Genomic DNA, 26481 nt, shown 5'->3' on the forward strand with positions numbered 1-26481 from the left:
CTCCAAACTCAGGCCATCCCGCTCTTTAATCTCCAAAACCTTCCGACGAAAATCTATTGAATAGGCCATCTGTTTTGTGTGGTTCAGTATGGTGTCATTTTATAGTGCTTCAGCTATATCAACAAATATTACTTTGAGAATGGACGATACTCAGAAAACGCCTGAGCAACGGATTTAACCCACTACCAAGTTATTTAACACAACTGCTGCAACAAGCAAGGGCAGTTCGCGAACCGCCCCTACCGCAACCCCTTACTCCACCTGCACAAACTTGCCTTCCTTGACCGTGTACATGGTGTAGCCGACACCAATCGCGTCGCCGCGCTCGTCAAATTTGATCTCGCCAAAGGGCGTGGCCGCAATCTTGCTGTGCAGTTCCGCAGCCACCTTTTTTTTGTCCGTCGAGCCGCCCGCGTTCTCCACCGCAGTGGTCAAGGCAATGGCCGCCGCCACCGCGTTGTCGAAAAACGCGCCCGGCTCGCCGCCGTATTTGTCCGCATACGCCTTGCGGTACTGCTTCGTCACCGGATTGCTGGACACATCCGCCGGGCCGGTGGCGTACACGCCTTCCGCATAATCGCCCGCAATCTTGATGAAGGAATTGTCCTTCACCCCGTCGTCCGAAACAAACAGCGTCTTCAGCCCTTTCTTGCGCATCTGCGTGACAATCTTCGAGGCTTCCGGGTGATAGCCGCCGTAAATCACCGCATCGGCGCGGGCTATTTTGATTTTCTGCACAATGGCCGAATAATCCACCGCGCCTGGCGTGATGCCCTCAAAAAGCACCACTTCGGCCAGTGCGCCTTTGCGGATTTCATTCTGCGCGTCTTCCGCAAGCCCTTTGCCGTAATCGCCTTTATCATGAATGATGGCGATTTTCTGCGCCTTCAAGGTGTCTGCGGTGAAATCGGCAATCGCCTTGGCCTGGGCGTTGTTCGGGGCGATGGTGCGGTAAAAGGTCGGATATTTGCCGCTCAGGGTCATGTCGCTGTCCGTGGCGGATGGCGACATGACGATCACATCCGCCTCGGTGTACACCGGCAATGCCGCTTTTGTCGCACCGGAGCAGATGTGGCCGATGACCAATTTCACCCCGGCGGAAACGAGCTTTGTCGCGGTGTTCGCCGCCACTTCCGGTTTGCAGACATCGTCCTCAATCACCAGCTCAATCTTGGCCTTGTTGATGCCGCCCTTGGCGTTGATGCTCTCGGCCACCAGTTCCGCCGCCCGCATGGCCGGAATGCCGTAGGAAGCGAGATCGCCGCTGTGCGCCCCGGCCACGCCGATTTTAATCGGAGCCGGTTCGCTGTCAGCGGCAAAGGCGTTGGCAGCCAATGCTGCGGCAGCCAGAAAAGGGAGCAGTTTTGCGCAAATCTTCACAGTGTTCCTCCTTGGAAAAGAATGTCTTGTCAATGCCCGCGTTGCAAAGCAGGCCGCAATCTGCTATCTTTTCACACCATCAGCAAAAATGCACCAGAAAACTGCACGTTCAGGCGGAGGCGCACATGAACCGGAATTTTTATCAGACCCTTGGCAGGCCGCTCTCGCCGTTGTACAGCTTCGCCATGCGCCTGCGCGAGCAGTTTTACGCCAACGGGGTCTTCGCCTCGCACACTTTTGATGTGCCGGTGATCAGCATCGGCAACCTGACGCTGGGCGGCACCGGCAAAACGCCGCTGGTGCAGCACACCGCCCGTCTGCTGCTGGCGAACGGCTTCCGCCCGGCAGTGATCAGCCGGGGCTACGGCGGTTCGACCAAGGAGCGGATCAATATTGTTTCCGACGGCGGCAGGCCGCTCTTGGATGCGGGCTATGTCGGTGATGAGCCGCGCATGTTGGCAGAAACCCTGCCCGGCGTGCCGGTGCTGACCGGGATTGTCCGGCGGCTGCCTGCGGAAAAAGCGGTGGAAATGGGCGCGGATGTGTTGCTGCTGGATGACGGCTTTCAGCATCTCGCCATCCGCCGTGATTTGGATTTGGCGCTCTTCAACGCGGACACGCTGGCGGGCAATTCGCGGGTGTTTCCCGGCGGCGACCTGCGCGAGCCGGTGCGTGCTCTCTACCGCGCTCATGCTTTTGTTCTCACCGGCGCGGATGAAGGCAACATCGAACGGGCCGTGCGTTTTAAGCACTTGCTGGAAAACAAATTTCCCGGCAGGCCGGTCTTTTTCAGCGGCAGCCGCCCGGCAGGGCTGGTCCGGCAAGTGAAAGATGGCCGGAGAATGCCTGCGCAGGCAAGTGAGCTGGCAGGCCGACGCTGCTTCGCCTTCTGCGGCATCGCCCGGCCAGAGGGTTTTCAAAAAAACTTGCAGCAGCTTGCTGTCCAGCCTGCGGACTTTAAAGCCTTGCCCGATCATCACGCCTACAAAGAGCAGGCCGTGCGCCAGCTTGTTCAGGCAGCGGAGAAAGCTGGTGCCGATTGCCTGCTCTGCACGGAAAAGGATTTGGTCAAGCTGCGCGGGCTGGCTTTGCCGCTGCCGCTCTACGGCGTGCTGATGCAGTCCGCGCCGGAATCCAGCTTGGACAAGCTGATTCTGGAACGGGTAGGCGGAAAAAACCGGCGGCTGCCGCAGTGACTGTGGCAAAAACACCACAGCTTCGAGTGCAAATCTTTACTGTGTTCTTTTTACCACAGACCGCCTGCGTAGCCCGCTGCTGCGGCCCTTGTTTTTATCTGCCTGTATCTTCTTGAGAACCGTTCTCCTTTTCCGTCAAATGCAAAAAAACAAATTTTTGGCCGGATTTTTGCATGAGAACGTGCTACAAAGAAAGAGACGAGGTTAAAACAAACATGGTGAAGAGCATGGCGTTCAACGTAGACCCGCATCAGCACACAGTGGCGCAACCGGTTAGCTGCTGCGGCATCGGTCTCCATTCCGGCAAGGCCGTGAATTTGACCATCAAACCGGCGGCGGAAAACAGCGGCATCCATTTTTTCCGCAGCGATCTGGGCAAAAAAAACGCCATTCCGGCCCGGATGGAGCAGATTGTTGACACCACGCTCGCCACCACGCTCGGCAGCGGCAAAGAGCGCGTCTCCACCACCGAACACCTGATGGCCGCCCTGCACAGCGCGGGCATAGACAACGCCGAGATTGAGCTGGACGGCCACGAAGTGCCGATCATGGACGGCAGCGCAGGCCCGTTTGTGCAGCTCCTTGATGCCGCTGGCCGGAAACGGCAGCGCAGCCTGCGCAAAGTCATCCGCTTCACCAAGCCGGTCTCCTGCGTTTCCGGCGACAAATTCATCCGCATTGAGCCGCACGACGGCTTCAAAATCACCGGCAGCATCAGCTTCGGCACCGAGCTGATCAGCGACCAGAGCTATTCGCTCGACCTCAGCCACGCCCGCTTTGCCCGCGAAATCGCCCAGGCCCGCACCTTCGGTTTTGTCGAGCAGGTCGAGGAGCTGTGGCGCAACGGTCTCGCCCTCGGCTGCACCTTGGAAAACGTCATCGCCATTCATTGGGACCGCCGCAGCGTCCTCAACGAGGACGGCCTGCGTTTCAAGGACGAATTTGTCCGCCACAAAGTCTTAGACCTGATCGGTGATCTGGCCCTGCTCGGCAGCCCGATCCTCGGCCACGTCATCGCCAGCCGCTCCGGCCACGCCCTGCACCACAGCCTGATGAAGGCGGTCGCTGATGCGCCGGACTGCTGGGAATATGTCGAGTTCCGCAAGCCGGGTCAGCCCCATGTTCTCACCCCGGCCAAACCCCGGAAGAAGAGACTGCCTGTTTCCCTTCCGGGCCTGCTGTTCCCCGCCGCTCCTGCGCCCTGTCCGGCCTGAAGCGGCTGCTGTTCTGTTGCACCGCTGTTTGTTTCTTCTCTCCTTGCCCGCTGGCCTTCCGCAAGCCAGCGGGCGTTTTTTTTGCCCTTTCCGCAGGCAGCGAAAATCAGGGATGCTTTTTTCATCCGGGCTGGTATGATAGGGTGAATGCGCATTGCCGCATGCTGTAAAGAAGCGTTGGTGGTGGGCTAAACCAGTTGAAAAGCACGGCCTGTTTCTTTGATAACAGATAGTTGTCGCTTGCTGTCAACGGATTTTATCCACTACCGAAGCGTTTGAGACAAACAATCAAACGAAGGAGTTGTCATGTTGTTTGAAAATGAAGCGGAAGATTTTGTTTATCAATTTGAAATTGATAAAGGCCGTTTACCTGAGAAGGCAAAAGAAAATCCAGGGTATGATTTTCTGAGCAAGGATGCAGCAAGCGGCGGCGAGAGACACATCGAGGTGAAATGGAAAAAGAAAAGAGGAAGTAGCTGGCTCCAGCTAACAGCTAATGAAACAGAAGCGATGCAGCGTGACAGAGATTATTTTCTGTATCTTGTCGAAGGAGAATCTGAACCGTTTGACCTGTATCTGATTCCGCAAGCTGATTTGCTTGATATGGCGCAGCTTAAGGTTCATGCCCGGCTGACAAGGCTATCTAATAAGGAAAAAAGAAAAAGTTGGTCTGCAACTAATCAACGCTGACCAAATGAAAGAATGCATCCGTCCGTGGAAGCTCGCCACGCTGGCCGTCGGCATCGCCTTGCTGATTCTCGACTCATTTCTGTAGCCTGTTAACCCAAGTTGTGACCTGTAAATTTTGAAAAATCCATGCCTCCCCGCATGTGTTATATATTTCTGCTGACCGGCGCAAATACAACCGCACACGGAGGAGAGCATGGAATTGAAGTGTTTTTGTTCATATTGGCCTATGGCATCGAAAAAAACGATGTTATAGGCCACAACTTGGGTTGAGTAATAGCAAAACTTTCAGCCCGCCTCTTTTCTCGGCACAAACCGCCAGACCGGACTCATCACCGAGGAATACACCTCCTTGGCGAAGTTGAGCATCCCCTCAAAACCGGCCAGTGCCTCCTTGCGCTCGTGGTTATGGTCGCAGAAGCCGATGCCCAGCTTGTAGGCGATGGGCCGCTCCTTGACCCCGCCGACAAAGATGTCCACGCCTTTTTCCTTGAGAAAATTGTTCAGCTCCAGCGGGTTGGCATCATCCACGATGACCGTGCCCGGATCGGTGATCGCCTCCAGCTCGCGGTAGTCCTCCTCCGTGCCGGTCTGCGAGCCGACCATCACCACCTGCATGTCGATCAGGCGGAAGGCTTTGACTAATGAAAAGGCTTTGAACGAGCCGCCGACGTAAATCGCCGCCTTTTTTCCGGCCAAGGCCTTGCGGTATTTCTCCAGCTTCGGCACCAGATCGCGCACCTTCTCCTGCACTAAGGCTTTGGTGCGCTCCATGATCCGGTCCGCTTCGGGATCGTCGGGATATTTCTTTTTGAAGAAGCGGGCGATGTCGTAAAGCGCCTCGGACATATCCTCAATGCCGAAATACGAAACCCGGATGGCGGGCGTGCCGTACTTTTCCTCCATCATCTTCGCTAACTGCATGGTCGAGCCGGAGCACTGCACCACGTTCAGTGCCGCGCCGTGTGCTCGGCAGATGTCTGCGACCCGCCCGTCGCCGGTGATGTTGGCCACCACTTGCAAGCCCATGCGCTCATAGTATTCCCGCACCATCCAGATTTCCCCGGCCAGATTGAAATCACCGAGAATGTTGAGGGAGTATTTGGAGATACCTTCTGTGCCGCCGGTGCCGATCAAGCGGAACATCGCCTCGCAGGCGGCCTGATAGCCAGCCCGCTTGTTGCCCTTGAAACCCTCCGACTGCACCGGAATCACCGGAATGCCGGTTTCCGCCGCAACCGCCTTGCAGACCGCCTCCAAGTCATCGCCGATGATGCCGACAATGCAGGTCGAATAGACAAAGGCCGCCTTCGGGCTGTGCCGGGCGATCAGCTCCAGCAGGGCGCGGCGCAGCTTTTTCTCGCCGCCGAAAATGACATCTTTCTCCTGCAAATCCGTGGAGAAGGAAAGCCGGTGCAGCTCCGGCCCGGAGGAGAGCGCGCCGCGAATATCCCAAGTATAGACCGCGCAGCCGATCGGGCCGTGCACGAGATGCAACGCATCGGCGATAGGATAAAGCACCACCCGCGAGCCGCAGAAAACGCAGGCCCGCTGACTGACTGCCCCGGCGAGGCTGTCCTTGTTGCAGACGATGTTGAAGGGTTTCTCACCCTTGACATGAACCTGATTTTCCCGCTCTTTCAGCAGCACCGCGCTCATAGTTTTTCCTCTGTGAAAAATGAAACAGGTGGTCTTCAAGTTTCCGTTGCAAAATTTGTGCCACACAGGCATCTTGTTGTTGTGCAATGTATTCAGCGCAGTGCGCAGCAAAGATATTGTTTGTTATTTTTAACAATTCTGTTTAGTTATTACGAAATTGAACAAACTTATCTTTTCTGGCGGCACCCCAAAGAGAGATGAAACAAGAATGACTCTCATTATTTTTTAGCAAGGCTGCTTTTTTGTTTGACGAGATTAGCACTCTGCGGTAGTTTGAGTCGCGGAAAGCATTTTGTTTTATAGCAGATAAAGCGTGGCCGCCAGTATCAAGCGGGAGCGTTTTCAATAAAAAAAGGTAAATCAAGGGGAGGTTGCGACCGTGGAAGAAAAAGTGGTCACGGAAGGCGTGTCACGACGGCAGATTCTGGCGGGCACTGGCGCGCTGGCAGCGGGCGCGGCCATCAGCCACATCGGCGGCCTGATCAGCCCGGCTGCGGCCAAAGACGGCTCCACCGAAAAATGGCCGTGGCCCTACGAAAAACTTGATCCTGAAAAAACTGCGGCCCTTGCTTACGAAGAATGGTACAGGGTCTTCTGCGGCGCGGCAGTGATCAGCAGCATTTTCGGCCAGCTGCGCGAGAAAGTCGGTGAGCCGTATAAATCCTTCCCGATTGATGCCTATGTTTATCTCGAAGGCGGCCAAGCAGGCTGGGGCACCATCTGCGGCGCACCGGCAGGAGCCAACATGGTGTTCAGCCTGATCATCGGCCCGCGCAAGCCGTTGAGCGACAACACCATCGCCCATAACATGTGCATTGATATCATGGAATGGTATTCGCAGACCTTGATGCCGGTGTATATGCCGAAAAATCCGAAAGTTACCACAGAGCTGCCTAAAACTGTGAGCAACTCGCCGCTCTGCCATATTTCTGTAGGCAAGTGGATGAAGGCGGCGAACAAGGCGTTGGTCAGCCCAGAGCGGAAAGACCGCTGCGCCCGCCTCACCGCCAGCGTGGCCTGCAAGGCTGTTGAGCTGCTGAATACTTGGAAAGACGGCAAATACGAGTCTAACAGCGAATTCAACTGCGGCAAGCTGCACGGCATCACCGGCCAGAAAAACTGCTATGAATGTCACGGCTCCAAGATACCGCAGGCTCCGCTTCCTCCGCCGGAGGAGCCGAAGAAAGGGGCATAAGCCGGGTTTAAGTTGCGCGTCGGTGGAGCAGGGGAAAAGAGGCAGGCTCTGCCGATGTCTTGAGCCGATAATTTTTACTTGACATCCGGCTCATTTTTTTTTATCTTCATGCCATCCCTGCTGGGGGATGGTCTAACGGCAAGACAGCGGACTCTGACTCCGCTTATCGGGGTTCGAATCCCTGTCCCCCAGCCAGTTTTTTTGCCTTCCGTACCGCAGGCGCAGAATCGGCGGCCTGTTGTCCTTGTTTCTTCCGCAATAAACGCTCTTCAATAAAATCAGCAAGTCGGCTGTGTTCATGCAGACCGAAACAGTCTTCCTCTGGCAACTCGCAGTCGGAAGCCACAGCGATCACATCGGGCACCTGTCCGCGCAGGCGCGGGCCACGGCCTCGAAAGACCTCAATTTTTGGCACATTCTCTGCTTCTTTAAAGCCTTCGCCGATGACGATGTCCATGTCCGCAAAAAAACGGCGGGCGATGGCCGCCAAATCTTTCGCCTGATTGTCCACAGTGATGCAGAGGCGGTCCGGCGCGGCCAAGGCCACTGCGTCTGCCCCTGCCTGCCGATGAATGGCGGTGTCTGTGCCTGCCTGATCAGGAAAGAGGCCGCTGTCTTTGGTTGACTTGACCACAGCGACCCGCCAGCCGCGTTCTTTGAGCAGCCGGACGACTTGCGCGGCCAGCGTGGTCTTGCCGCAGCTATGCCAGCCGATGAAGGTAATCAGCGGCGGCATCATGCGATCAACTCCCGCAGCGCGGCGGCAAGCTGGGCTGCCATTTTCCGGTGCTGGGCTTCAATCTGCTTGGGCAGCTCTTTTTCCAAAATTAAGGCGGTGTTTGCCAGCTCATCCAAACCAAGATTCAGCAAACTGCCTTTGAGGGCATGAGCCTGACGGCCTGCTTCAATGCCTTGCCCCTTATTGATCATCTCGCTAAGATGACTGAGATTTTCCTTGAGCGAGGCGGCATAGGCGGACAAAACCTCATCTGCGTCATTGGCTTCCAGCTCAAACTGCTTGATGAGGTGCGCTCTGACGGATTGCAGCGAGACGGCCTGCTCCTCCACAAGCACAGGAGACACAGGCTCCGTGACTGGGATTGATGAGGGCGGCCCGGCAGCCTGAAGCTGCACGCCTTGATCAAAATGCTGCAACGTTCTCAGCATAGAAGCTTTTTTATAGGGTTTGCTCAAATATTCATCCATGCCTGCGTCAAGACAGACAAAACGGTCTTCCTGAAGCGCATTGGCTGTGACGGCAATGATATGCAAATGCTTGCCTGCCAGCCGTTCAAGCAGCCGATCAGCGATGCCAAGCAGATCATGAGGCAGCTCGACCGAATGTCCCTGCTCAAAGCTGCGGATGAATCTCGTGGCCGTGAGGCCGTCCATCACCGGCATCTGCATGTCCATGAAAACTATATCATAGCTGTGCTTGCTCAGACAGACCAAGGCTTCCACGCCGTTGCTGGCCACTGTGACCTGATGCCCCTGCTTGACCAGCAAAATGACCGCAAGCTGCTGATTGGCCGGATTGTCTTCAACTAAAAGGATGTCCAGCCGTCTGCCGATGGGATTGATTTCCTCCTCCTGCCGCAGCATGTCTGCCGCCGCGCTGGCTCCGCCGTCTTCCAGCAGAAGAGAGAAGGAAAAGGTGCTGCCCTTGCCCGGTTCGCTGTCCAGCTCAATTTTGCTGCCCATCATCTGCACCAAATGGCTGCTGATGGACAAGCCAAGGCCGGTGCCGCCGTAATTTCTGGTGATGGAGTTGTCAGCCTGGGTGAAATCAGCGAAGATTTTTTCCTGCTGCTCCTTGGCAATGCCGATGCCTGTGTCAATGATTCTGAAATCCGCCGCGCAATGTCCCTCATCAAAGGGATGGACATCAATTTCCAAGGCCACATACCCTTTGCGGGTGAATTTGATCGCGTTGCCGACGAGATTGAGCAGCACCTGCCGGATGCGGAGGGAGTCGCCCAGCACCGAGCAGACACCTTCCTCACGCACGGCCAGCCGCAGCTCAATCCCTTTCTGATCGGTGAGAATTTTCAGCGTGGCGACAATCTCTTCAGCCAAATGGCGGATGCTGAACGGATGACTGTCCAATTCCAGCCGTCCGGCTTCGATTTTAGAAAAATCAAGAATGTCGTTGATCAGGGAAAGCAGCACCGAGGCCGAGCTGTTGACGTTTTCGAGATAACCACGCTGCTCCGGCGGCAGGCTGCTGTCGAGGAGTATCTCTGTCATGCCGATGATCGAATTCATCGGCGTGCGGATTTCGTGGCTCATCTTGGCGAGAAACTCGCTCTTGGCCTTGTTGGCCGCGTCGGCCTGCTCCCGCGCCCGCTTCAGGTCGGTGATGTTCTCTTTGGTGACGACAAAATGGGTGATTTCGTTCTGCTCATTGCGGATCGGCGAGACCACCACGCTTTCCTCGTACAGCTCGCCGTTCTTCTTCCGGTTGACTAACTCGCCAGTCCATTCCTGTCCGGCCATAGCCGAAGTCCGCATGGCTTCATACGCTGCCGCGCTGCGTTCGTCCGGGGCAAGCATGGCCAAACTGCGGCCAATCACTTCTCCGGCCTGATAGCCGGTCAGCTTGACAAAGGTGCGGTTGACGTATTCAATCACCCCTTCGGTGTCCGTGATCACCACGGAATTCGAGCTTTGCTCCACCGCTTGGCTGAGACGCTGAATTTTCTCAAACATCTCGTTCTGACTGCTCATATCCTCAAACAGCAGCAGCTCGCGCCGCAGCTCCTGCTGATCGTCGTCAATGGCAACCTGGCGCAGTTTGCACCAGAAAGGCTCTGGCTGCTCACCGTCCTTCCCGTTCCTTCTGAACAGATAGTGCATTCTGCCGCTGCCGTCCCAGCATTCTGCCTCTTTGTCCGCAAAAACTGAGCTGTAGAACACCGGCCACAGCATTTCCCGCAGTTCCGCGAAAGCGCAGCCGAACATGCGTTCAAAGGTGGTGTTGACCCGAACGATCCGGCCATCTTGCAGCAGAATCATGCCCAGCATGGTGTTGTCAATGATCACTTGCAGCTCGGCAAGGGCGGCATGAAGGCGCTCGTCCATCTCTCTGGCCTTGCTGATGTCCTGAGCCATCAGCATCAGGCCGGTGACGCTCTGGCTGCCGCTCTCCTGCTGCGCCGCCCGGATCGGCGACAGATATATCTCGATGGTCTGGCAGGGTTTGCCGTTATGTTTCGGCGCATGGCCGTTGCTGTCCGACAGATCATACGTGATTTTGTCCGCAGTGCTGATAGTGAACGTATGCGCCCCTTTTTCCAAAGCCTGTTCGATCAGGCGGCGGAACACCTCTTCCTGATCTTTGACATGCGTGCTGAAATTGGTTATTTTTTTGCCGATGATATCACCAGCCGCATATCCGAAGAGTCGCTCCGCCACCGGATTGAAATACGTGATATTCATATCCATGTCGGTGGCGGCAATGGCCATGATTTGCGAAGAACGGAGGAGGTTGTCAATGAAAATATTCTGTTGTTGCAGCTCCTTGGTCTTCGCTTCGACCCGCTCTTTCAGAAGCTCATCGTTTCGCTGTATCCTATCCAGCATCGTATTGAACTGGAGGATCAGCGGGGTGAATTCATTGCTCACACTGGTGTCAATTCGGTCGTCCAATTTGCCTTCGCTGATATTGCGCACCAGCCGCTGCAGGTCGTTGATCGGATTCAGTACCGAGCCGGTGATGAACAGCACAGAAATCAATGCCGAACAGAAGCCGATAAAAAAGAGGATAATAAAATGCTGGCCGAATTCCTCCCGTGTCGCCAAAATCAACTTGGCTGGATGAGAGATGACCAGCAGATTGCTCCCCCTGTCCTTCATAAACGGAATATATTTTGTTTTTAAATACATCCGCTCTCTAAAGAATGAGCTTTCGTAGATCAGGTCGAGCGCGCCGGGGAGCTGGCTTGTGGAGTTGTAAAAGGGGGGGCTGCCCGCATCGCCGCCGTACAGTTCGGGCGGCAGGCTGCTGGCCAACACCATGTTGTCGCTGACCAAACTGACCCCAGTGCGGCGGTGCAGCGGCAGGCGGCTGAGAAAGCTGCTGTCCAAGACATAGCCGCCGACCGCAATGCCGCTGTCCGCGCCAGCTTCAAGTGCCGGGGTGCCGACAAGAAGGAAGAACTTTTTTTGCTCAGAGCTGTTGCTGGCAGGATTGGTCAGCACAATTGCAGTGAACTGATTGGCTTTGGCAATCTGCTCTTTGACCGTGGGATCAGCGGCAAGCAGCTCCGCATCGCGGCGGCCCGCTTGGGACGCTGCGGCTAAACGGCCATCGCCAAGGGTGAAGAACAAGATATCAATCGTGTGGTTCCGTTCCTCTGCCAGGATATCTTCCTCTGACGGCAGCCAGCTGCTGTTGCCTTCGAGCTTCCGCCGCAGGCGCACTTTTTCTTCCGCCGCCACGGTGACGGTTCGGAGATACCGGCTGTAGATGCTCAGGCAGCTGTCAACCACGTCCTCGGTGCTGGAAAAATCGCTGAACACATCCCTTTCGATTTTTTTCCCTGTCGCGATATAGCTGATCAGAATGCTGGTTCCGCTGATCATGGTGACGAGCAGCAGCACCGTCATGATCATGCTGAACCGCAGCTGTCTGTAGAAAGGCACACTTGGTCGCATTGGAATGCACGTGTCACATGAAAAAAGGAACGAAGAAAAAGTCTGTCTGCGGGCGGAAGAAACAGCAGCGAATTCGTGCGCCCGCAACCCAGTCTCATTGCATACCGCGTTGTATTATAACCCAAGTTGCCGCCTGAAAAATAGCCTTTTCTGGCGCGGCAGAGACACCGCATGTTCAGGAGATTCTCTCTGAACCGAGTGCAAAGTCACGCCGCATCAGGTAAGATGCGGACGGGCCGACAATACGGCAGACGGTGTTTTGCAAGATTATGGCGGCGCGGAACGAACTGCCCGCAGGAGGAAAAATCATGGACAACATTATTGTGCTGGCCACCAGCAATCAGAATAAAGTTAAGGAATTGCAAGCGTTGGTCTCAGGATTTCCGGTGGATGTCCGCTGCCTGAAAGATTTTGGGCCGATGCCGGAGGCAATTGAGGACGGCGCCACGTTTGACGAAAATGCCTACAAGAAGGCCGTGCATTATGCCAAAATTCTTGGCCTGCCCGCGCTGGCGGATGATTCCGGCTTGGTTGTGGATGCGCTGAACGGTGCGCCGGGCGTGTATTCAGCCCGCTACAGCGGTGAGAATGCTGCGGACTGGGATAATTGCGAAAAACTGCTGCGCGAGATGGCGGGAAAGAGCAACCGCGCGGCCCGGTTTGAATGTGTGCTTTCTTTGGCTGTGCCGCATGGCCCGGCTCTGACGTGGGAAGGCCGCTGCGAGGGGCGGATCACCGAACAGCGGCAAGGTGCGGCGGGCTTCGGCTATGATCCAGTTTTCTTTTACGAAGATTTCGGCAAGACCTTTGCCGAAGTCAGCATGGAAGAAAAAAGCCGGGTCAGTCACCGGGGCAAGGCCATGCAGGAATTCGCGACGGAACTGGATAAGGTGCTGGCATGGCTCAAACTGCGGATGAGCGAGGTCAAACCTGCCAAACCTGATCACGCCGAATTTGAACACAACGACTGGTCAGCGTAACCCAATTTGCCATTTGACGTTATAACCCTGCCTCCGGGTCAGCTTCCAGCAGCTCGCGGGTGATTTCCTGATAGGCCGCGAGCAGGCCGGACCGCTGCGTCTCCGGCACCTCGTGGCTGTCCAAGCAGCGGCGGAAAACCTGCTCATGGCTCAGTTCAGCCAGCGTTTCGCTGTCCTCCGGGCTGAGGCTCTGCGCGTTCAGACGCGGGTTGCAAAGGCGGAGGATTTCCAAGCGGCTGCCGTGCGTGGCCGCTTCCGTCCGCTCGCGCAGATCGCTGATGATCTCCTCGCCCTGATAAACGATCTCCAGCCAGATGCTGCGCTGCTCCGCCCGCAGCCGGGTCAGCTCGGCGGCGATCTCCGGCCACGCGCCGCGCACGCTGCGCAGCTCCTGAAAGACCGGCACTGGCAGCAGACGCACCTGCGGCCCGTCCGCCGTGAACTCAACCAAACAGACGCTTTTCAGCCTGCCTGCATCGGCGAAACTCATTGCCAGCGGCGAGCCGCTGTAGCGGCGGGTCTCGCTGCCGCCGACCTTCTGCGGCGCATGAAGATGGCCAAGGGCGACGTAATCCAACACAGGCGGGAATGCGTCGGCCTCGACGCAGGCCAAGGAGCCGACGTAGAGGCTGCGGCTGCCGTCGCCCTCAACCACGCTGCCGCCAGCAGCGAAGAGGTGCCCCATGCCGATGATGGGCACTGAACGCGGCAGGCTCTGCCGCAGGGCTTCGGCAGCGGCGCAGACTTCGGCGTAGTGCCGCCGGATGCCTTCAGCCAGATCGCGCTCGCGCTCTTCATTGCTCTGGCCGGCCACAGAGCAGCGCAGGTCGCGGTCGCGCAGATAAGGCACAGCGCAAACGACAGCTTCCGGCTCGCCGTCCGCATCGCGCAGAAGCAGCACTTCTTCCGCAGGCGTAGCTGCTTTCGTCCCGATGACGTGAATGTCGAAGCGGCGAAGCAGCTCCTTGGGCGCACTGAGGAAGGAGGGGGAGTCGTGGTTGCCTGCGGTGATAACTAAATGGCGGCAGGGCGAGGCGGCCATCCGGCAGAGAAAGTCGTAGTAAAGCTGCTGGGTCCGTGTGCCCGGCGTGGCGGTGTCGAAGATGTCGCCCGCAGCCAGCAGGATGTCAACCTGCTCGGCGCAGGCGGTCTCGTGCAGCCAATGCAGGAAGGCGGCGAACTCCTCGTGCCGCTGCCGCCCGTACAGCATCCGGCCCAAGTGCCAGTCAGAGGTGTGGAGAATGCGCAAAGGAGAAGGATTCATTATGGACTGTTGACAGAAGCAGCGGCGGCCCTTACGATGAGCCGTATGTTTTTTCACCAATAGGAGGAACTATCGTATCATGAAAATGTCACGTTGTCTGCTGACCGTCGGCGTGCTGCTCCTGTCAACGGCAGCGTATGCCGCCCAAGACTGCGGCGTTTTTGCCGTGCAGCGCAGACCTGACCACAGCCGCAGCGAGGAGAAATACAACAACTGCGAGGACTGCCTGCTGGAGCACGACCGCTGTGAGGAACGCTGCGCCAGTTCAGGCGCAGGCTATGTCTGCACCGCTTCCGGGTATGATCGGCGTGACGACAGACAGACGGTGCAGGGTGATTCTGCTGACCGCGAACGGCAGGCCCGGCGCAATGCAGTGCGGCGATGCCGCGAGCAGGGGCTGACAGACTGCGAAGTTGACCGCTGCGCTGAAGATTGGCAGCCGCGCACTGATCTGGCCCGTCCTTGCCCAGACTCGGACCGGCGCGATGATGCACGACGGGACAGGGAACGAGAGACCGCAGCGAGGTCATCGCGGCATGGCAGAAACCGGCCTGCGGAACAGCCGCAGCCACCTGCGCCGCTTTCCCCGCCCGCAGTGTCGTCGTGGCAGCATGTCAAGGAGCAATGCTTCGGCAAGCCGTATGAGAAAATCGCCGAGCAGTGCGGCGGCCAAGCAAACTTCTGGCATGGCATCCGCTGCCGGGTGACATGGAGCGACGGCAGGACAGAGGAGCTGGGCGGACAGGTTGATCTGACTGATCCCTATGGCCGCAAATACTGCACCCGTGACACCCGTCCTGCGAATTTCAACTGTGTCAGCCAATGTGATGACACGCCCGGCCCGCTGACCACCCTGCCCAGACCGTGATCAGGCAGTGCCGCTGTCATTCGTCCAACTCCACGCCCGGCCCTTCATCGGCAAAGCTGGGCCGCTGCTCCGGGGAGTAGGCAACGCGCCCCTGCTCCTCCAGCAGCACCTCAAAGCGGAGCAGGTCGCGCTCATTCATTTCGTCCACGCCGAGCTGCTCGAAGCGGCAGTCGCAATGAATGAGCTGGCCGCCGCACCACGGGCAGATTTCCACCGGGCAGCCCAGCTCGTGCGGCTCGCCGGTGGCGGCTTGGCAGGCTGGGCAGAGATCGGCATCCAATTGCAGCGGCTGATATTCCGGGAGCTGCTCCACGTCTTTGGCCGCATTCTGGAAGACTTCGGCGGATGCAAACTCAAAGAAGTCGAGCAGGCTGCGGTCAAGCCAGCCTTCGCGCAGGCTGCCGTTGAACTCGATGCCCTCGCTGGAGACCAAATAGAGGTAGGCATCCTCCGAGGCCACAGCGGCGATGAGGAACACGCCCCGCTGCCGGGCGACAAGGCGCAGCTCTTTGATCCAGTCGTTCTTGGCCTCCGGCAGGAAACTGTAAAATTCCTCCAGCACAGCTAAGGCGGTGCGGTCGTCGCGGAAGATGAGCAGCAGGTCAAGGGCCGCGTCCATCGCCTCGTCAGGCACGGCGTAACGCATCAGGGTGCGGATATGCCGCCGTTTTTTCTCCAGTTCGTCCATCACGCCGTGCGCTTGCATGTCACTTTGTCCTGCGGGGCTGCGGCGGCTTTGTTCTCCGCCTTGATCTTTTCGGGAATCTGCGGTACAATCGGCCCCTGTCCGACGCTCCCGCTCTGTTCTGTCGGCAGCCCTGCGCCGCCGCCTGTTTTCAATCCCTTGCCGCACGGCATTGTACCCGGACAGGGCAGGCCGCGCATCATCTTTCCGCCGCCTGCCGTCCCTGCGGCGCGGGCGGGAACTTCATCCGTCAACATCAGCCAGAGGTGCCCGTCATGAGCGACAGCCACAGCGGCGACTGCGCCACCCTCACCATTGAAGGGAAATCCTACAGCCTGCCCATCGTGCGCGGCACAGAAGGCGACCGAGCCATAGACATCAGCACGCTGCTCCAGCAGACCGGATGCACCACCATTGACCTCGGCTACAAGAACACCGCCTCCTGCGCCAGCAAGATCACCTTTCTCGACGGCAACAAGGGCATCCTCAGCTACCGGGGCTATCCTATCGAGGAGCTGGCCGAAAAATGCCTCTTCGTCGAGGTCGCCTATCTGCTTGTGCACGGCCATCTGCCCAACGCGGCGGAATATCAGCGCTACCGGAACCTGCTCAACCGCTTCTCGCTGATTCACGAGGACATGATCCATTTCTTCGACCGCTTCCCGCCCGGCGCGCCGCCGATGGCGATTCTGTCGGTGATGGTCAACAGCCTGTGCAGCTACTACCCGGAGATGAACGACGATCCGTCCGCGCCGCTCGATCTGACCGCCGCCCGGCTGATCTCCAAGATCCGCACCATCGCCGCGTTTTCGTACAAAAAAAGCCTTGGCGAGCCGCTGATCTATCCGCGCCCGGATCTGAGCTACTGCGCCAACTTTCTCAACATGATGTTCGACAGCCCGGTGGAGCCGTACACCATCCGGCCTGAGGCGGTGGCGGCCCTGAACAAGCTGCTCATTCTTCACGCCGACCACGAGCAGAACTGCTCCACCTCCACAGTGCGTTTGGTCGGCAGCGCGGGCGTGAACCTCTACGCCTCCATCGCCGCAGGCATCAACGCCCTCTGGGGGCCGCTGCACGGCGGAGCGAACGAGGCGGTGATCACCATGCTGGAGGCCATTCAGCTGGACGGCGGCAATTTCCAGAAGTACATCAACAAGGCCAAGGACAAGTCCGACCCCTTCAAGCTCTCCGGCTTCGGCCACCGGGTCTATAAAACCTTTGACCCGCGCGGCAAGATCATCAAAAATGCCTGCGACGAGCTGCTGGCTTCGCTCAACTCCAACTCCTCTGATCCGCTGCTGGAGATCGCTCTGCGGCTGGAGGAGGTGGCACTCAAAGATCAGTACTTCATTGAGCGCAACCTCTTCCCTAACGTGGATTTTTACTCCGGCATCATCTACCGCGCCCTTGGCATTCCGACCAACATGTTCACGGTGATGTTCGCGCTGGGCCGTCTGCCGGGCTGGATCGCGCAGTGGAAGGAGCAGCAGGAGGATCCCGGCTCGAAAATCGGACGGCCTCGTCAGATATATATCGGCGAAACGGCGCGGCCTTTTGTGCCGATGTCCGAGCGGAGCTGATGCGCCTCTTCACCGCTGTCGCCCTGCCGCAGGCGGTGAAGGAGCAGCTGTCCCTGCTCTGCTGCGGCCTGCCCGGCGCACGCTGGGAGCAGACCGAGCAGCTCCACTTGACGTTGCGTTTTATCGGCGAGGCAGACGGAGCAATGCGGCGGGAGATTGGCGAGGCTTTGGCAGCAGTGCGCTGCCAGCCTTTTTCGTTGGAACTCAAAGGGGTCGGCTTTTTTCCGCCCCGGCAGGAGCCGCAGGTGCTTTGGGCAGGGCTGGAGAAATCCGAGCCGCTGCTGCATCTGCACCGGCAGATTGAAAATGCGCTGAAGCGCGTCGGCGTGGAGCCGGAAGGGCGCAAATACAGCCCGCATGTGACGCTGGCCCGGCTGCGCGGAACTCCGTCCAGCAAAATCGGCGGCTGGCTTGTTCAGCACAGCTTGCTCGTCACGCCGCCGTTTCCGGTGAGCAGTTTCCGGCTGTATCGCAGCGTTCTTGCGCCGGACGGGGCCAAGCATTTTGTTGAGGCGGAATATCCGCTGGCGGCGGCATGAAAAAAGGCCGGTGAAAACGAATTTCACCGGCCTTGAATGTCCTTTGGAGGCGACGAGCGGATTTGAACCGCTGAGTAAAGGTTTTGCAGACCTCTGCCTTACCACTTGGCTACGTCGCCCTGCTGTGCGGCAATTTATACTCCATCCGGGGCGATCTTGACAAGGGGAAAATCAGCCCGCCCGGAATTTTTCAAACAGGACTATGGGAACCACGCTTGAAGAGCTTGCCATCAGACAGGCGGAGCAGCTGACCCTGCTGCAAGACCGCATCGGCCATGTTTTCCGCGACCGCGAGCTGCTCCAGCTTGCCCTGATCCACAGCTCCTTCGCCTTTGAGCGGATGGACTGCGGCAGGCACAATGAGACCTTGGAGTTTCTTGGCGACGCGGCCTTGGACATGGCGGTCGGCCATCTGCTCTATCTCCGCTTTCCAGACCTGCGCGAGGGCAAATTAACCCGCATCCGCGCCGCCTTGGTCAACGAGGGCAGCTTGGCCGACATCGCCCGCAGTTTTGAGCTGGGAAAGCATCTGCTCTTGGGCAAAGGCGAAGACAGCTCCAGCGGGCGGGAGAAAGCCTCCATCCTCTCCTGCGCCTACGAGGCGGTGATCGGAGCGATGTTCCTCGACAGCGGCTACGAGGCGGTGCAGGCGCATGTGCGGCGGCATTTCAGCCCGCTGATTGACCGGCAGGGCGAAAAGCTGATTGCGGCGGATGCCAAAAGCAAGTTGCAGGAAATCCTCCAAGAACGGCACAACGAAGGACCGCAGTATGCGCTGGATTCCGAAGACGGCCCGGCCCATGCCCGGCTCTTCAACGTCTCGGTGCAGTTTCGCGGCCAGACGCTGGGAGCCGGAACGGCCTCCAGCAAGAAGGAGGCCGAGCAGCGGGCGGCGGCGGCGGCTTTGGAGCAGCTCAAGCTGGAGGCGCAAGCGGTCTCAGCTATGTGATGCGCAGGCAATTTCAACAATTTTTTCTCTCAGCACCTACCCAAAAGACACTATGAATCTTCTCCGACATGCGGCAGCCTTTTCGTTCATCATCACCTTGACCGCCGCAGGAATGCTCCGGGCGGAAAATAATGTCACCTTCCTTGACAAGGAACTGATTAAAAAACTCAGTCATGGCATTTATGAAGTGGTCACGCCGAAACTGGAGAGTGAAAAAATTGAGTATGACCGCAAACTGCCCTTTGATAAACTGGATTTCAAAGAGCGGAATGAAAAATACTACAGCATCGGCACCGCATTTTTTATCAGCGACAAAGAGCTGATGACCGCAGGCCATGTCTTCAGCCCGATGCACTTCACCTTGCAGAAGAACTATTTTATCCGCGACAGCGAGGGCAAGGTGTATCCAGTCGGCGCAATCCGCAGCTATTCAACCGTCCGGGACATGCTCGTTTTTGACTTGCAGCAGTACCCGTCCGAAATCACGCCGCTCAACTACAGCCGTAAAGTGCCGGAGATTGGCGACACCGTCTTTTCCGCAGGCAATGCCCTTGGCGAAGGTATTTCATACCGCGCCGGACAGGTGGCCTCATTCACCGACGAGCACGAATATGGACTGTGGAAGAACATCCGTTTTTCCTCACCAGCCTCGCCCGGCAACAGCGGCGGCCCCTTGCTCACGGTGGCGGGCGAGGTTGCCGGAGTGATCGTCCAACGCGCGAACACCGGGGAAAATTACAATATTGCGGTGCCGATTGCGGAGGCCGCCAACTTGGCGCATGATAAGGCCGAGTTTCAGCTCCGCAATGTCACAGTGGAACTTGCTGGAACGGATGAAACCGCAGTCAAGGATTGGATATTCAGTCTGCCGCTGCCCGCGCCGTTGGCTGATGTCGCGGAAAAATCGCAGAACGCCTTGGATGAGTTCTACAAAAAACTCTCGAATGAACTGACTGAGAAAGTCAAAGACAAAAATTTTCCGCAAGGCGAGCGTTTCCGCCACATGCTGCGCAATCAGCAGATTGCGCAAGGTTTTGCCGCGCTGGTGCCGAATACTGATTTCCAAAAATGGGACATGATCGGCTACAGCATGGACAAACTGCCGATTTCTGCGGAACAGAATGTCTGGCGGGGCGAATCGCTCCATTTTGCCTTGCAGGCCTTGATCGAAAAGGCTCCGAAAACTCCGCTCAAAACCTTTTTGGATTCTCCAAAGCTGCTGATGGACACCCTGCTGAAAGCCGTGCCCTATTACCGCTATGTGGGCAAGGAGAAGGTTCGCATCATCAGCTTCGGCGAGCCGGATCAGCGCAGCGCATGGACAGACCGCTTGGGGCGAAAATGGTCCTATTATCTTTGGTTCAGTCCGCATAACAACACCTTTCTCACCATGCACTGTCTGCCGCATCCGAAAGGTTCGCTCTGCAATGTGACCGCCAAATCAGCTTCCTCGCTCAAGCTGAATTACTTCGACATCCTCAAAGAGAGCACCGATGAAATGTCGGTCGGTTACGAGGGTGATGTGGATGATTGGACAGAATATCTGGCCTTGGGCGAGCACTATCTGCCCGCGTTTTTCAAAAATGCGGCAATTGCCAAAGACGGAGACGGCAGCAATCTGAAGGTGCAATTGAAAAATTTCCGCTTTGCTTTCAGCAATCCGAAGATCAGCGGCAAATCTTCTGTGCATCTGCATCTCGGCTATGCCAATGATCAGCTTTTGGCTGAAGATTTAGTCCTGTTCGAGCTGTTTCCGCAAAAAGGCAGCCCGGCAGAGTACACCATTTGGCCGTTGTTTGAGGCCAGCCCGTTCAGCCAAGAAAGCTACGCCGCCAACTGGGGCGAGGCTGCCAGCGGCGCAGGCGAATATTCCGGCAAAGTGATGGATAAAGACGACCGCCGCGTCATTCAGCATATCGCGCCGCAGACCAAGAAAACCTTGACCGCCTTTGACGGCAAGAAAATTGAACGGATATTCGCCGTCGGCTGCGCGTACAAAACAGGAACGGACGAGACAAGCGGCATTGAGCAGGATTGCCAGCATTTTTTGCAAGCAATTCAGTTTAATTGAGCTGTGTCTGGCCCGCTGATCATTCCCATTTTCATTCCCCACGAAGGCTGCCCGCACCGCTGTTTGTTCTGCAATCAGCGGCAGATCAGCGGAACGGGCGGTCCGCCGGTGAACGCGGCGGCAGTGCAGGCGGAAATCCTCAGGTGGCTGGCCAGAACAAACGCTGCCAGCCGCCCGACGCAGATCGCCTTTTACGGCGGCAGCTTCACTGCCCTGCCCCGTTCGCGTCAGGAAGAATTGCTGACCGCTGCCGCGCCATTTCTCCAATCCGGGCAGGTGCGGTCGCTCCGCCTTTCCACCCGGCCTGACTGCATGGATGCGGAGCAAGCTGCCTTTCTTAAAGCGTATCACGTCGCCACAGTTGAGCTGGGAGCGCAGTCCATGAATGACAAGGTCTTGGCCATCGCCCGGCGCGGCCATGTTGCTGCCGACACCGAGCGGGCAGTTGCTGCGCTGCGTCAGGCCGGACTGGAAGTCGGCATCCAGCTTCTGCTCGGCCTGCCCGGAGACAGCACGTCCTCGCTGCGCCAAACCCTTGCACAGGTGCTTGCCCTGCGGCCTGATTTTGTCCGCCTTTATCCTCTGCTGGTGCTGCGGGGCAGTGGTTTGGCGGATTTGCATGAAAATCACAGCTACAGGCCGCTCAGTCTTGGCAAGGCGGTCGTGCTTGCCGCTTTTATGAAAGAGCGGTTGGAACAGGCAGGAATTCGTGTCGTGCGGATAGGCTTGCAAGCCGGAACAGAGCTGGAAGCCGCCTTGCTGGCCGGGCCGTGGCATCCGGCATTTGGCGAATTAATCAGCTCGCGGCTGATGCTGCGGCAGACGCGGAAGCTGCTGGCGCAGGCTGCGGCAGGCCATGTTGCTCTGCGTATCAATCCCCGCGACCAGTCTGTGTTTCGAGGTTTGAAATCCTTCAATATCAACCGGTTGAAACAGCTCGGCCTTTGGCGGCGCATTAGCTTGCAGACCAGCCCGGAACAGCCGCGAGGAACAATTGCGATTGCATGAAATGAGTCCTTCATTGTGGGAATATCATTCATAAATAGACATGAGAATCATTCGCATTTCCATTATCTGGACAGGTAACGGCAAAAGAATATTCATCTATAAAAATCGGACAGATCGCGTATGATTTTTCTGTGCTGAAATGATATTACGGGATATAATAACTAAAAAGAAAAAGGAGGAGACAACATCAAATGCTGCGGCCTGAGGTGGCTTCTTCCATGAAAATAAAAAGCAAATTAACCATATTATGCGTGGCGGCACTCATGCTGGCAGCAGCTGATCTCCACGCTGACCAGACAGATTGCGCGCCAGCCTTTGCCTACGGAGAGAAAAAATTTAACAGCACACCCGACGGCAACCCGTGGCAACGCGGCTGGCAGATCAGCATCAGCAAAGGTGCCAGCTTGACCACGCCGATTTATACCAACGTGAGCAAAAAACGGCACTTCAGCACCGGCGTTCTCGCTGGTGTTTTGCGAATAAAGTATGACGGCGACCAGCTTACGGTGACGTTTTCCATGTTGGAAGGCTTTGTCATGAGCGAAACCAATTTTTATTTGAGCAGCAAGAAAGCTCCGACAACAGCACATGGACAATATGCGAAATATCAGCATCTCTCTCTGACGGACAAAAAAAAAGATATCTATACAGTTGATGTCTCAAGGTATACTGGCGACACGTTGTATATAGCTGCCGCGCAGGCTGCAGTTTGCCGCGCAGATGCGGAAGAAGATTGCGGACAAGATGGTCTCGCGTGGGCTGGCGCATGGCAGGCCAGCGGTGTATATGCTGCTGGCGATATTGTGCAGTATGCAGGCAGCAGTTATGTCAACACCTGCTGCAAATCTGTCGAAGGCGTGGAGCCGCTGCATGATGCCGCGCCGGTTGGCTGCTGGGATGTTGTGGCGGTAAAAGGCGAACCCGGCGAGCAAGGGCCTCAGGGCGTTCAAGGAAAAATCGGTCCGACTGGCCCGCAAGGAATAACTGGCCCAACTGGAGCGCAGGGGCTGAAGGGCGACCAAGGTGTTGCGGGCGTTCGCGGCACGACCGGTGTTCAAGGAGTTGCCGGTGTGAGAGGCCCCACTGGCGCAAAAGGCGACAGAGGCCCGGCGGGAACTACCGGAGCAAGAGGCGAGCGTGGCCTGACTGGCCCGACCGGCTTGAAGGGTGACAGAGGGCTGACTGGAGCAACCGGCGCGCAAGGCATCCAAGGGGTCGCCGGGGCCAGAGGCCCGGCGGGAACTACCGGAGCAAGAGGCGAGCGCGGCCTGACTGGCCCGACCGGTGCGCAGGGAATTCAGGGGCCGAAGGGCGACCAAGGCATTGCGGGTGTTCGCGGCACGACCGGTGTTCAAGGTGTTGCCGGTGCAAGAGGCTCCACTGGCGCGAAAGGCGACAGAGGCCCGGCAGGAGCTACTGGAGCAAGAGGCGAGCGCGGCCTGACTGGCCCGACCGGTGCGCAGGGAATTCAGGGGCCGAAGGGCGACCAAGGCGTTGCGGGTGTTCGCGGCACGACCGGTGTTCAAGGTGTTGCCGGTGTGAAAGGCCCCACTGGCGCAAAAGGTGACAGAGGCCCGGCGGGAACTACTGGAGCAAGAGGCGAGCGCGGCCTGACTGGCCCGACCGGTGCGCAGGGAATTCAGGGACTGAAGGGCGACCAAGGCGTTGCGGGTGTGAGAGGCCCCACTGGCGCGAAAGGCGACAGAGGCTTGCAGGGACTGCAAGGGCTTCAGGGGATAGCGGGACCAGCAGGGCCGCAAGGGCCAGCAGGGCCGCAAGGGCCGCAAGGGCCAACAGGTCTGAAAGGGCAGGATGGTGTATGCTCCTGCCCAACAACCTCTTCCAGTCCTTCATTGTTTCTCGCAGAAGCGATGACAACAGCGGTCTCCTCCGTGCAGCAGTGCTATGAAGGTGATTTTATGGTGGGGATTGACAGCAGCGGCCAAATTATCTGTCGCGATGCTGGCGGAACCTGCCGGACAGCATTTGCCTTTGGCCCGACCGAGCTGGATGACATCCTGCCCAGCAGTCTTTGGGGCTGGCAGATCAGCATAAACAAAGGACAGACGCTGAACCAGACGATATACAGCGGCGCGGCGGGCAATGATCTGAGCCAGGCGGTGAAAGTCGGCGAGCTGACAATCAAGTACGAAGGCAGCAGCGTGACAGCGACATTCACTATGACTGGTTCTGTAGCCATGAGCGCAACACACCTCTATGTGGGTGTCAGCAATGTCGCCACTGTTCGCCCGGAACAGTATGGCAACGCGCATGAAGGCTTGAATCATGCGGCCATTGACAGCTATGAAGTCAGGGTCAGCGGCGACGAGGCGAGCCTGAAGATTGTTGCTCAGGCCGTGGTTTGCAACAAAAAATAGCGGCGGCGCAGTGGTGATGCCGCAGCAAGGTGACAGCTCCGCAAGGAGCTGTCTTTGTGTTTGCCGTTTTTGGAAAACTTGATAAGAATGATTCCAGCCCATGTAAGGTCAAAGTAATTTATGACATCAAATATTCCCTTCACCCCTTCCGGCCTGCCCGTGCTCATCGGCTCTCTGCCGCTCAACGACCATCAGCAGGCTCTTGACTGGATATTCGCCGCCACGCCGGAAATCCCTCTCTGGCCGCAGCTGCCCGGCAATCCTCTGGAGCAGATGATGCCGCAGTTCGCCGAGGGCATTCCCTGCATCCGCGAGGAGAACCTAACCTCGCCGGAAGGCCGCATCCTCTTTGACACCAGCGGCCCGGACTTTGAGGCGCAGATGCTCACCTTCTACGAGGACTGCTTGGCCGTGCAGGAGCAGCCGGACAAGCTGCCCGGCTCCCGCTTTCAGGTCAGCCGCGAGCGGGCCGAAGGACTGCATCTGCTTGGCGAAAGCCTTGCCCGGCACAGCAGCATTGCGGTCAAGGGCCAAGTGACCGGGCCGTTCACCATGCTCACCGGCATCAAGGACAGGCTGGGCCGGGCGGGTTATTACGACGACACGGTGCGGGAGATGGTGGTCAAGGGCATCGCCCAGAAAGCCGCCTGGCAGACCCGCTTCTTGGCCGAACGCGGCGGCGGCAGGCAGGTGATTGTCTTTATTGACGAGCCTGCGCTGGCCGGGCTGGGTTCGTCGGCCTTCATCTCCGTGGATGCGGCAACGGTGCAGGCTTTAGTCAACGAGGTCGCCGAGGCGATTCAGGGCGCAGGCGGGCTGGCGGGCATTCATGTCTGCGCCAACACCGAGTGGGAGATGCTCTACAGCTCGCGCATCAACATCCTCAGCTTTGATGCCTACAACTTCTTCGACAAGGCGGCGGCGCAGGCCGGGCAGGTTCACAGCTATCTTGACCGGGGCGGCATTCTCGCCTGGGGTGGTGTGCCCACTGGTCAGGCTGAGGATATAGACAAGGAAAGCGCGGACTCGCTCACCAAGCTGTGGGAAGTGCAGATGGTCAAGCTCGTCCAGCCGGGCCGCGATTTGTCCGCGCTGCTCCGCCAATGCCTGATCACGCCGAGCTGCGGCACCGGCTCCCTCAGCCAGGCGCACGCCCGCAAGGTGCTGGAGCTGACCAAGGCGGTGTCGGCGCAACTACAGGCGCGGCACCTTTAACAAGCCACCTCCTCAGTATTATGCTGGAGGTGAAGCAGACGGAATACATCGGCTGTTAAGTTCCGGATGATTACCCTCCGATTCTTTAAACAAACCCAAGTGCTGACCTGTCTTCGCAATAGCGGACACGTTTTATAGCCGTAGCATAACCCAAGTTGTGACCTACATCATCGTTTTTTCAATGCCGTAAGCCAATATGAACAGAAAAATCTTCAACTCAAACCCCTGAGCCGTGACAGCATGAATATGCGCTGGAAATCTTTGAGCGATGACGCTGAATACTGATTCAATCCTTTTTCGGATGAGCTTGATTCCATCTTCGGCAGATGGCTCATATTTTCTTTTTGAATTTTTCTTCCTGACAGGATTAAAAACAATATTTGACCGCTTAAGCTCATCTTCAATATTATAGGAATTATATGCTCTGTCTCCATAAATAACGCTCCCTGAATGGATAGAAAGGAAGGTGCTGGGTCAAACCCGTTGATCAAATATTTTCCGAGTATCGACCGTTCTGGAAATAGTAACGGTTGATATACATTCCTATCACATTTTTCGTTTTTTGAAAAACAAACCGTTTTTCGGTTCAGATGCTTGATATGCGTTCTGAAGTTGAGATTTCTTCTCTCTATTCTCCACGTATCAGCTTTTCCGACAATATGTTTCGAGGATGGAATATGCTTCCTGTAGCTTTGCCAATCATCGGTATAATAACGGGTTGCAGGAAAAGCGGCGAGCTTGGCCATGAGACGTGAACAGCTTTCATCTGTACGTCTTCCGTTGTGCCACGCAAGTATTACACCAGTCTTTCTTTCCACTGCATACCAAGTCCACCTCTGATTTTTCTTCCTGCCGACATAGCTCCAGAATTCATCAGCCTCCGCATCTGTTTTTATTTCAATCTCAATGCTGTCCGCTTGCGGCATGAAATACGGATTCACTTCGGCAGGAGTT

The 26481-nt window shown here is 57.2% G+C and carries 21 protein-coding genes and 2 tRNA genes; 14 read left to right on the forward strand and 9 right to left on the reverse strand.

Features of this window, described 5'->3' with window-relative positions; translation table 11 throughout:
* Positions 1 to 252: 252 nt before the first annotated feature.
* Entirely contained in the window at positions 253 to 1380 is a 1128-nt protein-coding gene (locus ACNKH6_RS02175; protein WP_417913907.1) for a branched-chain amino acid ABC transporter substrate-binding protein, read from the reverse strand.
* 125 nt (positions 1381 to 1505) lie between these two features.
* Here ACNKH6_RS02175 and lpxK point away from each other — a divergent pair, with 125 nt between their 5' ends.
* The 3 genes from lpxK (at position 1506) to ACNKH6_RS02190 (ending at position 4480) form a co-directional block, all read left to right on the forward strand.
* Positions 1506 to 2576: a tetraacyldisaccharide 4'-kinase gene (gene lpxK / locus ACNKH6_RS02180; RefSeq protein WP_417913908.1), complete on the forward strand. Its 1071-nt coding sequence runs from the start codon at positions 1506 to 1508 to the stop codon at positions 2574 to 2576.
* A 227-nt stretch (positions 2577 to 2803) separates the two neighbouring features.
* Positions 2804 to 3790 carry a UDP-3-O-acyl-N-acetylglucosamine deacetylase gene (gene lpxC, locus ACNKH6_RS02185; RefSeq protein WP_417913909.1) on the forward strand — a complete coding sequence of 329 codons (987 nt, stop codon included), beginning with the start codon at positions 2804 to 2806 and terminating at the stop codon, positions 3788 to 3790.
* 306 nt (positions 3791 to 4096) lie between these two features.
* Positions 4097 to 4480, forward strand: a complete 384-nt coding sequence (locus tag ACNKH6_RS02190) for a DUF3883 domain-containing protein (protein ID WP_417913910.1) — start codon at positions 4097 to 4099, stop codon at positions 4478 to 4480.
* Between the two features lie 285 nt (positions 4481 to 4765).
* Here ACNKH6_RS02190 and nifE read toward each other — a convergent pair whose 3' ends face one another.
* The gene (gene nifE, locus ACNKH6_RS02195) at positions 4766 to 6136 is read right to left on the reverse strand and encodes a nitrogenase iron-molybdenum cofactor biosynthesis protein NifE (protein WP_417913911.1); all 1371 of its coding nucleotides are present in this window, start codon (positions 6134 to 6136) and stop codon (positions 4766 to 4768) included.
* A gap of 379 nt (positions 6137 to 6515) precedes the next feature.
* Here nifE and ACNKH6_RS02200 point away from each other — a divergent pair, with 379 nt between their 5' ends.
* Together ACNKH6_RS02200 and ACNKH6_RS02205 are read left to right on the forward strand one after the other, a co-directional pair.
* Positions 6516 to 7331 (forward strand): C-GCAxxG-C-C family (seleno)protein, encoded by an 816-nt coding sequence (locus tag ACNKH6_RS02200; RefSeq protein WP_417913912.1) that lies wholly within the window; start codon positions 6516 to 6518, stop codon positions 7329 to 7331.
* Positions 7332 to 7452: 121 nt separating this feature from the next.
* A tRNA-Gln gene (locus tag ACNKH6_RS02205) sits at positions 7453 to 7526 on the forward strand.
* On the opposite strand, the gene mobB is transcribed toward ACNKH6_RS02205, so the two are convergent.
* Positions 7495 to 8070 (reverse strand): molybdopterin-guanine dinucleotide biosynthesis protein B, encoded by a 576-nt coding sequence (gene mobB / locus ACNKH6_RS02210; RefSeq protein ID WP_417913913.1) that lies wholly within the window; start codon positions 8068 to 8070, stop codon positions 7495 to 7497. The two genes, ACNKH6_RS02205 and mobB, sit on opposite strands and share 32 nt — an antisense overlap.
* Entirely contained in the window at positions 8067 to 11945 is a 3879-nt protein-coding gene (locus tag ACNKH6_RS02215) for a PAS domain S-box protein (RefSeq protein ID WP_417913914.1), read from the reverse strand. Before ACNKH6_RS02215 ends, mobB begins: the two co-directional genes overlap by 4 nt.
* 350 nt (positions 11946 to 12295) lie before the next feature.
* Here ACNKH6_RS02215 and ACNKH6_RS02220 point away from each other — a divergent pair, with 350 nt between their 5' ends.
* Positions 12296 to 12967: an XTP/dITP diphosphatase gene (locus tag ACNKH6_RS02220; RefSeq protein ID WP_417913915.1), complete on the forward strand. Its 672-nt coding sequence runs from the start codon at positions 12296 to 12298 to the stop codon at positions 12965 to 12967.
* Positions 12968 to 12986: 19 nt separating this feature from the next.
* Here ACNKH6_RS02220 and ACNKH6_RS02225 read toward each other — a convergent pair whose 3' ends face one another.
* Positions 12987 to 14231: an exonuclease SbcCD subunit D C-terminal domain-containing protein gene (locus ACNKH6_RS02225; protein ID WP_417913916.1), complete on the reverse strand. Its 1245-nt coding sequence runs from the start codon at positions 14229 to 14231 to the stop codon at positions 12987 to 12989.
* 79 nt (positions 14232 to 14310) lie between these two features.
* Between ACNKH6_RS02225 and ACNKH6_RS02230 the strand changes: the two genes are divergently transcribed.
* The gene (locus tag ACNKH6_RS02230) at positions 14311 to 15099 is read left to right on the forward strand and encodes a hypothetical protein (RefSeq protein ID WP_417913917.1); all 789 of its coding nucleotides are present in this window, start codon (positions 14311 to 14313) and stop codon (positions 15097 to 15099) included.
* Between the two features lie 16 nt (positions 15100 to 15115).
* Here the strand turns inward: ACNKH6_RS02230 and ACNKH6_RS02235 are convergent, their stop codons facing one another.
* Positions 15116 to 15805, reverse strand: a complete 690-nt coding sequence (locus ACNKH6_RS02235) for a hypothetical protein (protein ID WP_417913918.1) — start codon at positions 15803 to 15805, stop codon at positions 15116 to 15118.
* Entirely contained in the window at positions 15787 to 16074 is a 288-nt protein-coding gene (locus ACNKH6_RS02240) for a hypothetical protein (protein WP_417913919.1), read from the reverse strand. The genes ACNKH6_RS02235 and ACNKH6_RS02240 overlap by 19 nt, the downstream gene beginning before the upstream one ends.
* Between ACNKH6_RS02240 and ACNKH6_RS02245 the strand changes: the two genes are divergently transcribed.
* Positions 16060 to 17367: a citrate synthase gene (locus tag ACNKH6_RS02245; protein WP_417913920.1), complete on the forward strand. Its 1308-nt coding sequence runs from the start codon at positions 16060 to 16062 to the stop codon at positions 17365 to 17367. The genes ACNKH6_RS02240 and ACNKH6_RS02245 overlap by 15 nt on opposite strands.
* Positions 17367 to 17906, forward strand: a complete 540-nt coding sequence (thpR, locus tag ACNKH6_RS02250; RefSeq protein WP_417913921.1) for an RNA 2',3'-cyclic phosphodiesterase — start codon at positions 17367 to 17369, stop codon at positions 17904 to 17906. The genes ACNKH6_RS02245 and thpR overlap by 1 nt, the downstream gene beginning before the upstream one ends.
* Before the next feature lie 44 nt (positions 17907 to 17950).
* Here the strand turns inward: thpR and ACNKH6_RS02255 are convergent.
* Positions 17951 to 18025: transfer RNA gene (locus tag ACNKH6_RS02255), tRNA-Cys, on the reverse strand.
* 83 nt (positions 18026 to 18108) lie between these two features.
* Between ACNKH6_RS02255 and rnc the strand changes: the two genes are divergently transcribed.
* The 5 genes from rnc to ACNKH6_RS02280 all read left to right on the forward strand — a co-directional run bounded on the left by rnc (position 18109) and on the right by ACNKH6_RS02280 (position 25527).
* Positions 18109 to 18855 (forward strand): ribonuclease III, encoded by a 747-nt coding sequence (gene rnc / locus ACNKH6_RS02260; protein ID WP_417913922.1) that lies wholly within the window; start codon positions 18109 to 18111, stop codon positions 18853 to 18855.
* Between the two features lie 52 nt (positions 18856 to 18907).
* Positions 18908 to 20926 (forward strand): S1 family peptidase, encoded by a 2019-nt coding sequence (locus ACNKH6_RS02265; protein WP_417913923.1) that lies wholly within the window; start codon positions 18908 to 18910, stop codon positions 20924 to 20926.
* Between the two features lie 3 nt (positions 20927 to 20929).
* On the forward strand, positions 20930 to 21934 hold the full coding sequence (locus tag ACNKH6_RS02270; RefSeq protein WP_417913924.1) for an elongator complex protein 3: 1005 nt from the start codon (positions 20930 to 20932) through the stop codon (positions 21932 to 21934).
* Positions 21935 to 22197: 263 nt separating this feature from the next.
* The gene (locus ACNKH6_RS02275) at positions 22198 to 24312 is read left to right on the forward strand and encodes a hypothetical protein (protein ID WP_417913925.1); all 2115 of its coding nucleotides are present in this window, start codon (positions 22198 to 22200) and stop codon (positions 24310 to 24312) included.
* 120 nt (positions 24313 to 24432) lie between these two features.
* Positions 24433 to 25527 (forward strand): hypothetical protein, encoded by a 1095-nt coding sequence (locus tag ACNKH6_RS02280; RefSeq protein WP_417913926.1) that lies wholly within the window; start codon positions 24433 to 24435, stop codon positions 25525 to 25527.
* Positions 25528 to 25739: 212 nt separating this feature from the next.
* Here the strand turns inward: ACNKH6_RS02280 and ACNKH6_RS02285 are convergent.
* The coding region (locus tag ACNKH6_RS02285; RefSeq protein WP_417913927.1) for an IS1 family transposase at positions 25740 to 26481 on the reverse strand (742 nt) is incomplete at its 5' end.

This window comes from Candidatus Electronema sp. JM (assembly GCF_048287415.1).
Classification (GTDB): Bacteria; Desulfobacterota; Desulfobulbia; order Desulfobulbales; family Desulfobulbaceae; genus Electronema.